Source organism: Enterocloster sp. 210928-DFI.2.20, from assembly GCF_020554465.1.
Taxonomy (GTDB): Bacteria; Bacillota; Clostridia; order Lachnospirales; family Lachnospiraceae; genus Enterocloster; species Enterocloster bolteae.
This window is the reverse complement of the sequence record NZ_JAJCHK010000032.1, coordinates 56,605-68,105: the sequence shown is the minus strand read 5'-3', so window position 1 is coordinate 68,105 and position 11,501 is coordinate 56,605. Positions and strand designations below refer to the sequence as shown.

Genomic DNA, 11,501 nt, shown 5'->3' with positions numbered 1-11,501 from the left:
AAAAAGGAATCTGAAAGCCTTATATTTACTGGCTTAGAGATTCCGAGAGATTATTCAGAAGCATAGGAGGACATCATGATTACATCCGGATTGGCTGCCTTTATTTTCATTACCTCGGATGAAACGTTGGTTGCTGAGGAGGAATAGGTAATATTCTCAACCACCTCAATACCGTACTCCTCAGCCATCCTCTCTTCCTCAATCCTTATATTAGCTCCGAACTCTGTATCTTCAGAAACAAGAGCCACTGTCATAAGGCCTGCATCCTGCTCTTCATTCAGCTGTTTGATAAATTCAAAGGAATCGCGGATATAATATGTATCATTGGGGCCAAACCTGAAATACCATTCAAGCCCTGTCTCCGGGGTTGTCAGGGAAGGCGATGAACCTGCTGTCAGAAGCGGGATACCATAGGTTTCAGTTACAACAGCCACTGCCTTGGTGATAGCGCTGGTATACTGTCCTGTCAGTGCCACAATCCCCTCTTCTGTAATCAAACGCTTTGCCTCTGAGGTGGCTGTGGTAGGATCTCCCTTGGAATCGGCAAACACAAGCTCAATCTTAGCACCGTTAAGGGCGGGAATTCCGGCTGTCTTTGCCAGGGCCATTGCCATTTCAGGATGCTCCTCGTTGATTACATCTGCAATCATCTGCCCGGCCGCCTTGCACTGGGCACCGTAGGTTGCATTGTTGCCGGAAAGAGGTGTAAGGAATCCGACTTTAATCACAGCCGGTGCGTCGGCACCCTCTGCCTGTGCCGTGGTGCTTTCCCCGGTGGAACCCGCCGGTGCCGCAGACGATTCCTTCTCCTGAGAGGATGCTGCCTGGGTACTGCCCCCGGAACCTCCGCAACCTGCTAATCCCAATACCATGGTGACTGCTAATGCTGCTGCTAAAAACTTCTTGTACATTCGTATAACCTCCCGTTTTTTATAATTTTCTTATATGAAGACGCCGGCTTCCTGTAATACCCCATTCAGGCACAGCGCTGCTTCCCGTACTGCTTCCTCCAATTTCATGGTTTCATAACGTTCTGTGGTGGGAGCCATGGGTTCCACGATGACAGGTCCTTCATAACCCTTCTCATGAAACGCCCTTACAATGGCTGTGGAATCAATGATTCCCCACTGGTTTGGCATGGCCCTCTCCCGGTCCTCCTGCTGGTCCGGTCCCCTTCCCGGGTACGCATCATCCAGGTGCAGGTTTACCACCCGCTCCATATTGTTCAGATATAGATACAGGTCATCCTTCCTGGCACCTGATGTATACCAGTGAATACAGTCAAATACAAAACCGATTTCGCGGCTCACACTGTCCGCCAGGGCCATGGTGCCGCTGATAGTCCGTATGAATGGGTACCTGAACTTACTGCACACGGTCCTTGCTCCCATAAATTCCAGGCCATACTGGAATCCGTTTTCCTTCATAATGTGATAAATCCTCTGAAGGCGGTTGCGATGCCACTCAAAGTTTTCCTCGAAGTCACGTTCATCTGCTCCGGGCCAGAAATGATTATATGCCCTGCTGCACCCAGCGGCTCTGGCCCGTTCAAGCCACCTGGCCCACTGTTCCAGCGCCTTGTCAAATTCTTCATCCCCCGCCCGGAACATGTCGCAGGGTCCCATCATCAGTCCCCACTTCATTCCCCGGCTCTCCAGCACCTTTCCTGCCTCTCTCGCCTTTTCCACACTTCCAAATGCATGGGCCGGGACTTCGATGCCTCCAAATCCGCACTTGCCGGCTGCCGCAAGCAAATTTTCATAGGGATGATGGTTCAGTCCCATAGTCCTGGGGTTTAAATTTGTATACATCATATTCCCACCTGCTTATAACTCTAATTCTCTTCCCAACAGACGGTATATTTCTGTCTCAGGGATATCCACCGGTTCCCCAATCTGCCTTGCAATGCACATGACCCTTGCAAATTTCTCGGCTGCCACCACCCGCTGGCATGCCAGGGCCAGATTGGAGGCAATGCTCAAAACACCGTGGTTGGCCATCAGCACCAGGTTTCTGTGAAGCAGATAGGGCCTTGCATTCTCAATAATTTCATCTGATCCAGGCATTCCGTAAGGAGCCACCGGAATATCCTTAAAATGAAACAGAAGCTCCGGATGGCACTTGAAGTCCAGCGGCACATGGGTTACTGCATGGGCGGTCAGATAGGGAGCGTGACAGTGTATGACACCGTGAAGCCCTTCCTTCACCGTATAAGCGCCCCGGTGCATCTTTGTCTCAGAAGACGGTCTTCCGCCCCATAACTTCTCCCCGGTGCTCTCGTCAAACACGCAGATATTGTCATGGGTAAGCTTTTTCTTACTGGTCCTTCCTGGCGTTATGTAAAGCAGATCCCCGTCCTTAATGGAAAGGTTTCCCTCAAATGTATTAACCAGCCCCATATCTTCCATGGAAGCTCCTATCTCCATGATTTCATCCATTATTTCTGTCTTAATTCTACTGTCCATCATTCTTTCCTCCTCGTTATGAGCACTTGGCGTCTGTCCTTTAGACGCTTAGTGCGATACATGCCACTGGCGCTTAGCGGGTGTCCTCCGGCCGCTTAGCGCAGCGGCCGTTATGAGCACTTGGCGTCTGTCCTTCAGACACTTACGTGCGATACATGCCCAAACCTCTGTGTTCCAAATACTCCAGCCATTCATCCCAACGGCTCAAATGGCTGCTTTCATAAACAACAGGTTCCCAGGTGGCGGACGCAATCTGTTCCAGCTCCCATAAGGTTTTTGCCTCGCCTGCCGCATAAAGCTGCATCAGAAGATTCCCTCCGACAGAAGCTAACGGGCTTCCTGCCACCACCGGAATACCGGCTGCGTCCGCAAACATCTGCATCAGCAGCCTGTTTCTCACTCCCCCATTAACCGCCACCAGCTCCCGGTAGGTTTCCCCTGTGATACGTGATAATCTCCTGATATTCCACTTCAGATACAGGGCATAGCTCTCAAACAGACATCTGCTGGTATCCCCAATGCCCTCCACGCACCTCTGTCCTGTCTCCAGGCAGTACTCCCTGATGGTTTCCGGAAGATTATCCCCCGACACCCGGAACCTGTCGTCGCTTATATCAATAAAAGTCCGGTTGTCTCTTACCTTTTCTGCTGCCGCGCAAACTGCCTCATAATCCAGCCGAGGCACCTGTTTCCTCCACTGCTCCATGCAGCGCTCCAATATCCAGAATCCCGGAAAATCCTTGCACAGGGAATAGGTTCCTCCAACTCCCCGCATATTTTTAAACCGGTCATAAAAGCTTTCCCGGTTTACCACAGGCGCTTTCACTCTGGCTCCAAAGATAAAGGATGTACCCAGGCTGACAAATACCTTTGTCTTATCAAGTCCGGGAGCAGCCATGAGTGCCGACTCTGTGTCATGTCCCGCAACGCTGATCACGGGAACGCCTTCTATGCCGGCCCCCGCCGCAAAGGACCGCGTTATGCTACCATTGGGCCTTCCCGGTTCCGACAGGGGGCCAAACAGCTTCTCTGGTATGCCAAGCTTTCTGAACACCTCATAATTCCACTGTCTCCCATCCTGTTCCAGCAGATACAGAACAGAAGCTATGGTTCTCTCTACGGAAGCCTGGCCTGTAATCAGATATTCCAGCAGGCTGGACAAAGGAAGAAAACGCTCTCCTCTCATGATGTTCGGCGAACAGTCCAGTACGTCCCGGTAGAGATGAAACAAGGCCCTGGTCTTTACCGGGTAATTCCCCATCTGCTCATACAACTGCCAATCCGTAAAGCAACGGTGAACCTGGTCCATGATTCCGTCAATTCTCCGGTCCCGGTAGTGATACGGCTCCTGAATCAGTTTTCCCTCAGCATCCAGTATGCCGTATCCGTTTCCATAGGTATCAATTCCCAGGGAGACAAAACGCCCGTTCTCTCCAAGCCACCCCAGCCCGTCCCTTATGGTCTTAAGCATGTGCCCTATGTCGGCAAACTCATGGCCGTCCTTCACCTTTGGGAGGTTTGGCTCTGAATATGTATCCACTATCCGCAGCTTCCTGCCGTCATACACGGCAGCTGCCATTTTGATTCCTGTGGCCCCGATATCGGCTGCCGCATACAAGGATTCTTTCATATGCCTTCCTCCTGCGGTATAACCTGCCCGGATCTAGCTTCCCGCGCTCCAGCCCTCCGGGTAACAGCTCTCTTTAGCATCATCCGCCCAGATACGCCCGCTTTACATCCTCGTTGCTCAGCAGATCCTCTCCTCTGCCCTCGATGACAGATTCCCCATTCTGTATAACAAAGGCATAATCACACAGGGCCAGCGTGTCCACTGCGTTTTGTTCCACTATGATTACCGTAATTCCAATAGCCGCTATCTCTTTTACAAACTTGAATATTTCCTGTACCAGCTTGGGCATCAGACCCAGAGATGGTTCATCCAGTATAAGCAGCTTTGGGTCTGACATGAGGCCTCTGGCAATTGCCACCATCTGCTGTTCACCTCCGGAGAGAGTGCTGGCAGTCTGCTTTTTTCTCTCCTCCACCCTTGGGAACAGTTCATATACCAGCTTCAGGCGTTCCTGTATGGCTTTTTTGTCCTGGTTAAGATAGGCGCCCATCAACAGGTTATCCTCCACCGTCATACCCCCAAACAGCATCCTTCCTTCAGGCACCATCGCGATTCCCTTGCTGACCAGTTTAAAAGGCGGCATACCCGTGATGTCCTCTCCTTTGTAGCGTATGATGCCGCTCATGGGCTTGATAGTACCTGTAATGGCCCTGAGGGTGGTGGTTTTGCCTGAACCGTTAGAACCAAGGATGGCCAGGATTTCGCCCTCGCGTACACTGAAGGACACATCGTGCACTACGGCCATGCCGTTATATCCCGCCTGCAGGTCAACTACTTCCAATAACTTCTCATCACTCATCCTTCTTTGCTCCTCCTCCCAGGTATGCATTGATTACTTCCTGATTCGATGTAACCTCATCCGGTGAGCCTACCACTAATACCTTGCCCGATACCAGAACCACCACCCGTCTGGATACATTCATAACCACGTCCATATTATGCTCAATGGTCAATATGGCGACACCCATAGTGTTAATTTTCTTAATCAGATTGACTGCATCCTTGCGCTCCGTGGCCGTCAGTCCTGCCATGGTCTCATCCAGCAAAAGCAGCTCGGGGTCCGTGGCCATGGCCCTGGCAATCTCCAGACGCTTCTTCTGGGGCACATTCAGCTTGCCGGCATATACATATTTCATATCCAGCATCCCGCACAGCTCCAGAATCTGGTCCACATGCTTCATGGCCTCCTCTATGTTATGGCGCTTGCACAGGGCGCCCACCAGAACATTTTCGTAAACCATCATATCGTTTAAGGACTGGGGAATCTGGAATGTCCTTCCGATTCCCAGTTTACATATGTCGTAAGGCTTCATGCTGGTGATGTCCTTACCCTTAAAAAATACATTTCCTTCTGTCAGGGTGTGGGCACCGCTGATGGAGTTAAACAGTGTGGTCTTACCGGCCCCATTGGGTCCCACCACGCCCACAATCTCGCCTTCTTCCACGTCAAAGGTAACCGCCTCATTTGCCACAAGCCCCCCAAAACGTTTGGTAGCATTTTTAATCTCTAATATTTTTCCCATATTCAGCCTCCTGCCACACTGCTCTTTTTCTTATTCTTGAAGTAAGAGACAATCCGCTCATACCTTCCCTCTAATATAGAAAGGATACCTCCCGGAATAAAGAGAACAATCAGGATAACCAGCGTTCCGTAAAGAATCATGTCCAGTCCTCCGTATTGTCCCAGGTACACCCTGGAATACTCCGATATGCTGGTGAGCACAATTGCTCCCAGAACCGGTCCCAGGACAGTACCCACACCTCCCATAACAGCTGTAAGCACAATCATCATCGAGACATTGAGAGTCATAAGCATGGACGGGTCTATGTATAAAATAAACTGTGCGTATAAGCTTCCGCCAATACTTACGATAGCCGCGCTGAGCATATAAGCCCTGATTTTATAGGATGCAGCATTGATTCCAACGCTTTCCGCCGCCATCTCGTTTCCTTTTATGGTGCGCAGATAATAGAAAAATTTAGATTTATCCAGGCATTTAATAAGAACCAGAACAGCCACGGTAAAGATGAGGAACACATAATAATAGTTAAGGGGATTTTTAAACTGCATGAAGGCCCATTCATTCACACCTTTTGAATAAATATAGACTCCGGTGGCTCCCCCGCACCATTTCCAGTTGATGAATATGATTCTGGTACATTCCGCCAGAGCCATGGTGGATATGGCAAATACATGCCCCTTCAGCCTCAGGAGAGGTTTTCCCACTATAAATGCAATGAGCATGGAAATACCAACTCCAATCCATATGGAAATCCATGGGCTGATTTTGAAATAGGATACGGCAAGCCCCACCGTATAAGCTCCTATGCCATAGAACAGGCTGTGTCCGTTGGAAACCTGTCCGCAATATCCACCGATTACGTTCCAGCCCATGCCCACAATTGCCCAGACCAGAATCAGGGACAACAGGTTCCACACAAACCGGATTCTAACCACCTGCGGGAAAATAACTGCTGCCAGCACTCCGATTCCCAATCCTATGAACCATCTCTTATTATCACGCAATGTCTTTTTCATATTTATTTACCTCCAAACAGCCCTTTAGGTTTGAACTGAACCAGCAGCAGGAACACCACGCAGATACCCACATACTTAAACGCCGTGTTCATGTAGACGCCTGTGAAGGAATCAGCCAGCCCCATAATAAGTCCTCCAAAGAAGGCGCCCGGTATGCTTCCAAAACCTCCCATTACAACGGCAATGAATCCGAACAGCTGGAAATTGGCTCCCACATTGGGATAAATGTAGTAGAAATAGGTCAGTGCACATCCTGCTGCTCCTGCTATGGCCGCTGATAAACCAAATGCAAGTGCGTATGTCTTTTCCGGGTTGATTCCCACCAAGCCGGCAGCTGTCTTGTTCATGGATGTTGCGCGGATGGCCTTTCCGGTACGTGTCTTGTTGAGGAACAGGAACATAAAACCCGCCACACAGACAGAGATGACAAAGGGTACGATTTTCTGTTTGCTCAGCACCATGAAGCCTAAATCAATGGACCCGCTGATAGCCACCTCAGGTATGGTCTTAAAATCACCGCTGAACAGCAGAAGGGCCAGATTCACCAGCACCATGCTCAGAGCAAATGTAATCAGACGCTGCGAGAGGACCGGTCCCCTAAGCGCCCTGGCAATAATCAGCTTATACACGATAAAGCCAATGCCAAACATGATTGCCATACAAATAGGAAGGGATACGATTGGGTCAAGTCCGAAATACAGATTAAGATAAAAGGAACAAAACATTGCAATCATCAGAAATTCGCCTTGGGTAAAACTCAGGATACCCATAACCCCCCACACCAAGGCAATACCCATTGCTACCAGAGCCAGGGTCGAGCCATTAATAATGCCTTCAAATAAGGCCTGCATGAACATACTCATTCACCGTCATCCTCCTTGTTTGTTGTTTTGTATTTATTTTATTCAATATTAACATATTCCCCTCTAAATAGCAAGCATTTTTGTTTGTTTCAAAGATTTTTTATTTGTTTTCGGATTTTTATATGGTATATTTTTATGTTTTTCGGATTTTTACAAGGGTAAACTTATCTTTTAAGCATATTTTTTTTGTTTTAAAAAATAATCATCCGTTATTCTTTCTTTTCTTCGTATTTTTGCGCATAACAAAAGGGCGCTTTTATGAAAAACACAAAAACGCCCCTCACCATCTTATTAAATTAACATCATCTATGTATGTTTATGAATAATATACCTCTACGTGATTCCTGCTAAACAGCCGCATCCACTCATCAGAGGGCTTCCGATCCGTAACCACCACATCGATCTGCTCCAGGTCCGTAAGCTTCATGAACGCCACACGGCCAAACTTGGAGTGGTCGGCCAGTAGATAGACCTTATGGCCCCGCTCAATCAGAGACTTCTTGACATCTGCCTCTAATTCATGGGAGTCAAATATACCGCCTTCCATGCTCATTCCTTTACAGCTGATAAGCACCATATCCAGATGGTATTCCTGTATCGTGCTCCGGGCAACGCCGCCCTGCATGGAATAGGACTGGCGGTTAACACGCCCGCCCGTGGACAAAATTCCAAAACGGCTCCGTTCCATCTCTCTAATGACCTTTACGGAATTTGTCAGGACCAGAATATCTTCCCTTTCGCTAAGGTACTTTAAGGTCTCCATAACCGTCGAACTGGCATCACACCCAATACTTGCATTAGGGGGAACCATCTCGGAAACAATGCCCGCAATCGCTCTTTTTTCTTCAACATTTGTCTCCGAACGTTTCACAAAATCAATCTTCTCAGAAGACTCTGTCTGATTCAAAACAGCCCCTCCATACGTCCTGACTACCAGCCCTTCCTCCTCCAATTTTTCCAAATCACGCCGTATTGTCTCCGGAGTAACCCCAAATTGGTTGCTCAGATTGGCAACAACTACCTTTTTCTCCAGACGTACAATCTGTCTTATCTGTTCTAATCGATCTTTCTGTGCCACACTTTGTTCCTCCACATGTCTTACTGGCAAAAAACCTCATAAATAAGCGGTTTTCCTCGAATTCATTATAAAACAACCATGCAGGAATTGCAAGGAAAGTTATGAATCAAGGGCCTCTGCCATCTCTCTAATGGCCACCACATCCTCAGCATCCAGCTCCAGTTCATCTGCCCTGGTATTCTTCCTGATCTGTTCTTCGGTGGTGGCGCCGCTCAGAAGGATTACCTTATCGCCCTGGGCCAGTACCCACGCCATAGCCAGATCTGCCACCGCACAGTCATATTTCCTGCACATAGGCTCCAGGCGGTCCAGGAAATCCATAACCCTTGGCATGTTATCAGGCTGGAACCACTTCTTGTTGCACTGAGCGCCTACCGGCTTATAATCCCTGGGCAGGGCGCCGCTTAACAGTCCCATTTCCAGAGGGGAATAGGCCTGAAGCACGATTCCGTTCTCTCTGCAAAGAGGCAGAAGCTCCTCTTCCACAGCCCGGTCCAGCACACTGTATTTAGCCTGTACAATGTCAAGGCTGCCGTACTTTATGTACTCTTCCACCTGGGCTGCCGTAACATTGGCAGCTCCAATGGCCCTGATTTTGCCTTTTTCCTTTAACTCGCCCAGTAATTCCATGGTTTGGGAAATGGGTGTGTAATAAGGCTCCACCGCCTGCCAGTGGGACATATAAATATCAATATAACCGGTACCAAGACGCTCCAGGCTGAGATCCACTTCCTCCAGAATGGACTCCCTCGAAAGGTTTTTATACAGCTGGATATCCCCCACCTTGTTAAACAGGGCGCCCTCCCTGGTCCAGACGATTCCAAACTTTGTCATAACCGCAACCTTTTCCCGGTCCATGCCATTAAGGGCCTCCCCCACGATCCGTTCGCTCTGCCCAAAGTTATAGCCAGGTGCTGTATCTATGAGATTCACCCCTAATTCGGGACATTTTTGAATGGTGGCAATGGACTCATCCTTTGATTTGTCCCCTCCCCAGGCAGGACCGCCGCCGATTGCCCATGTGCCGAGCCCGATTCTTGATATGGGCTTATCCAGTGTACCTATTTTTATTGTTTTCATACTCATCCCTCCATCTTCAAATATTCCTGATAACGGGCCTCCACCTGTTCCCTGTTTCGCACTCCCGTAGTGGCGCCAACACTCTCTACGGATAACGAAGCTGTGCAGTTGGCAAATGCCGCGCACTCCTTAAGCCCCTTTCCCTCCAGCAGGCCGCATATGAACCCCGATGCAAAGTTATCCCCTGCGCCGGTGGTGTCCAGGCACTGTGTATCAGCAAATGCCGGGACTATGAAGGCTTCCTCCTGATTCTTGATAAAGCATCCTCTTTTTCCGATTTTAATGATTACATTCCTGACTCCGCAGTCCAGCAGGGTCCCGGCTATCTCTTCCAGCTCCTTTTTGCCGGTAATCGCTGCCGCCTCCGCGTAATTAGGAAAAAAATAATCCACATAGGAAAGGGCTCTCTGTATGTCCTCCAACCGCTCTCCCCTCTTGCATCCCACAATATCGGCACAGATTAACATTCCCTTTTCTCTGGCCCTTTCAAAGAGAGGTATCATCAGGCTTTCATCCAGAAGGGGATTGTTAAAAATGCTGGCAAAAGACAGGATCCTTCCACGGGACACAGACTCTCTCTCCACATCCTCCGGACAGAAGGTCCAGATGCTCCCGCTTTTATTGTTAATAAATGTCCGCTCTCCATCCTCCCTTATAAGACCTACATTGATGGAAGTGACCTTGCTGCTGTCCACCTTGATGTATTCTGTTCCGATGTTGTTCTTTCGGCAATGCTCCAGCACCAGGGAGCCGATGACATCATCTCCCACACAGCTGACCAGCCTGACCTTGTGGCCCAGCCGTGTTATGACCGTGGCTTCGTTTAAGGCGTCTCCCCCCACAGTAAGTACCATCTGTTTTACAGAATAGGATGCAGTATCCAGCACATCTGCTCCCACCGGATAAAGCTGCAAATCCGTATGGGCAGCGCCCACAATCACCACTTCACAGCATTCATTATTTTTCAAACCAACCCTCCGCCTTTCCATTGCTGCCAAACAGCAGAATCTTTTCCTCCGCCCGCTTCTGGACCGCATCTCTGACACGGATATTAAGGGCCTGATATCCCTCTCCCTTTTCGTGGGCCTCGATTGCGGACATGGCTGCCTCGCACAGCTCCGTATGAATGTTGATTTTAGTGATTCCCAGACTTATGGCATGACGGATATCCTCATCTCCTATGCCGGATGCGCCGTGGAGCACCAGCGGGATGGAAACGTCCCTGCGGACCTTCTCCAGAATCTCAAAATTAATCTGCGGCGGTGCCGTATAAGCCCCATGCTGGTTCCCGATGGCCACTGCCAGAGAATCAATATCCGTTTTTTCCACAAACTCCGCTGCCTGGGACGGATCTGTGTACATGTAGTGGTTCAGCGCTTCCTCATAATCTGTCTCAGCTCCCACATGGCCCAGCTCTGCTTCCACAGGGATGCACATGGGATGGAACTTATCCACCACCTCCCTTGTCATCCTTATGTTCTCCTCAAAGCTATAGGCCGAACCATCTATCATGAGGGAATTATAACCGATGTCAATGGCATGGCTCACTATTTCAAAGCTGCGCCCATGGTCCCAATGGATGGAGCAGGGAAGCGAGGTCTGAGTGGCATAGGAACGCATCATATTCACAAAATGATTGATGTCCGTGTTCACAAGAAACCCGCTTCCAAATGACAAAATAACCGGGGACTGAAGCTTCTCACATGCCTTCATGACGCCCGAGAGCATTTCCACATTCCATATACAGAAGTTGGCAACCGCATAGTGCTCCTTCTGCGCCTTTACTAACATGTCCTTTGTCGATACTAACATATATAATACCTTATCCCTTTCCTGATTTAATCGC

Annotated in this window: 12 protein-coding genes; all 12 read right to left on the bottom strand. The window is 49.3% G+C overall.

The features are described from left to right. Window positions 1-50: 50 nt before the first annotated feature. The gene (locus LI015_RS22355) at window positions 51-911 is read right to left on the bottom strand and encodes an ABC transporter substrate-binding protein (protein ID WP_227126409.1); all 861 of its coding nucleotides are present in this window, start codon (window positions 909-911) and stop codon (window positions 51-53) included. A gap of 30 nt (window positions 912-941) precedes the next feature. Then, on the bottom strand, window positions 942-1,814 hold the full coding sequence (locus LI015_RS22350) for a sugar phosphate isomerase/epimerase family protein (RefSeq protein WP_227126408.1): 873 nt from the start codon (window positions 1,812-1,814) through the stop codon (window positions 942-944). A gap of 12 nt (window positions 1,815-1,826) precedes the next feature. Next, complete coding sequence (locus LI015_RS22345) at window positions 1,827-2,468, bottom strand: class II aldolase/adducin family protein (protein WP_002566926.1); 642 nt, start codon at window positions 2,466-2,468, stop codon at window positions 1,827-1,829. 139 nt (window positions 2,469-2,607) lie between these two features. Next, window positions 2,608-4,095 (bottom strand): rhamnulokinase, encoded by a 1,488-nt coding sequence (locus LI015_RS22340; protein WP_227126407.1) that lies wholly within the window; start codon window positions 4,093-4,095, stop codon window positions 2,608-2,610. A 79-nt stretch (window positions 4,096-4,174) separates the two neighbouring features. Then, window positions 4,175-4,894 (bottom strand): ABC transporter ATP-binding protein, encoded by a 720-nt coding sequence (locus tag LI015_RS22335; protein ID WP_002566928.1) that lies wholly within the window; start codon window positions 4,892-4,894, stop codon window positions 4,175-4,177. After that, window positions 4,887-5,618 (bottom strand): ABC transporter ATP-binding protein, encoded by a 732-nt coding sequence (locus LI015_RS22330; protein ID WP_002566929.1) that lies wholly within the window; start codon window positions 5,616-5,618, stop codon window positions 4,887-4,889. Before LI015_RS22330 ends, LI015_RS22335 begins: the two co-directional genes overlap by 8 nt. A 2-nt stretch (window positions 5,619-5,620) precedes the next feature. Beyond that, window positions 5,621-6,634, bottom strand: a complete 1,014-nt coding sequence (locus LI015_RS22325) for a branched-chain amino acid ABC transporter permease (RefSeq protein ID WP_002566930.1) — start codon at window positions 6,632-6,634, stop codon at window positions 5,621-5,623. Window positions 6,635-6,636: 2 nt separating this feature from the next. After that, window positions 6,637-7,497 carry a branched-chain amino acid ABC transporter permease gene (locus LI015_RS22320; protein ID WP_002566931.1) on the bottom strand — a complete coding sequence of 287 codons (861 nt, stop codon included), beginning with the start codon at window positions 7,495-7,497 and terminating at the stop codon, window positions 6,637-6,639. Window positions 7,498-7,813: 316 nt separating this feature from the next. Then, a complete protein-coding gene (locus LI015_RS22315) occupies window positions 7,814-8,575 on the bottom strand; it encodes a DeoR/GlpR family DNA-binding transcription regulator (protein ID WP_002566932.1) in 762 nt (253 codons plus the stop codon). A gap of 99 nt (window positions 8,576-8,674) precedes the next feature. Then, complete coding sequence (gene ydjG, locus LI015_RS22310; protein WP_002566933.1) at window positions 8,675-9,655, bottom strand: NADH-dependent methylglyoxal reductase; 981 nt, start codon at window positions 9,653-9,655, stop codon at window positions 8,675-8,677. Window positions 9,656-9,657: 2 nt separating this feature from the next. Continuing rightward, on the bottom strand, window positions 9,658-10,623 hold the full coding sequence (locus LI015_RS22305) for a carbohydrate kinase family protein (protein WP_002572910.1): 966 nt from the start codon (window positions 10,621-10,623) through the stop codon (window positions 9,658-9,660). Further along, window positions 10,613-11,467 carry a class II fructose-bisphosphate aldolase gene (locus tag LI015_RS22300; protein WP_227126406.1) on the bottom strand — a complete coding sequence of 285 codons (855 nt, stop codon included), beginning with the start codon at window positions 11,465-11,467 and terminating at the stop codon, window positions 10,613-10,615. Before LI015_RS22300 ends, LI015_RS22305 begins: the two co-directional genes overlap by 11 nt. Window positions 11,468-11,501 lie beyond the last annotated feature (34 nt).

Bases quoted from the DNA above. Each gene is read 5' to 3' on its own strand.
- LI015_RS22355 (WP_227126409.1), bottom strand. From the start codon at position 911: ATGTACAAGAAGTTTTTAGCAGCAGCATTAGCAGTCACCATGGTATTG.
- LI015_RS22350 (WP_227126408.1), bottom strand. From the start codon at position 1,814: ATGATGTATACAAATTTAAACCCCAGGACTATGGGACTGAACCATCAT.
- LI015_RS22345 (WP_002566926.1), bottom strand. From the start codon at position 2,468: ATGATGGACAGTAGAATTAAGACAGAAATAATGGATGAAATCATGGAG.
- LI015_RS22340 (WP_227126407.1), bottom strand. From the start codon at position 4,095: ATGAAAGAATCCTTGTATGCGGCAGCCGATATCGGGGCCACAGGAATC.
- LI015_RS22335 (WP_002566928.1), bottom strand. From the start codon at position 4,894: ATGAGTGATGAGAAGTTATTGGAAGTAGTTGACCTGCAGGCGGGATAT.
- LI015_RS22330 (WP_002566929.1), bottom strand. From the start codon at position 5,618: ATGGGAAAAATATTAGAGATTAAAAATGCTACCAAACGTTTTGGGGGG.
- LI015_RS22325 (WP_002566930.1), bottom strand. From the start codon at position 6,634: ATGAAAAAGACATTGCGTGATAATAAGAGATGGTTCATAGGATTGGGA.
- LI015_RS22320 (WP_002566931.1), bottom strand. From the start codon at position 7,497: ATGAGTATGTTCATGCAGGCCTTATTTGAAGGCATTATTAATGGCTCG.
- ydjG (WP_002566933.1), bottom strand. From the start codon at position 9,655: ATGAAAACAATAAAAATAGGTACACTGGATAAGCCCATATCAAGAATC.
- LI015_RS22300 (WP_227126406.1), bottom strand. From the start codon at position 11,467: ATGTTAGTATCGACAAAGGACATGTTAGTAAAGGCGCAGAAGGAGCAC.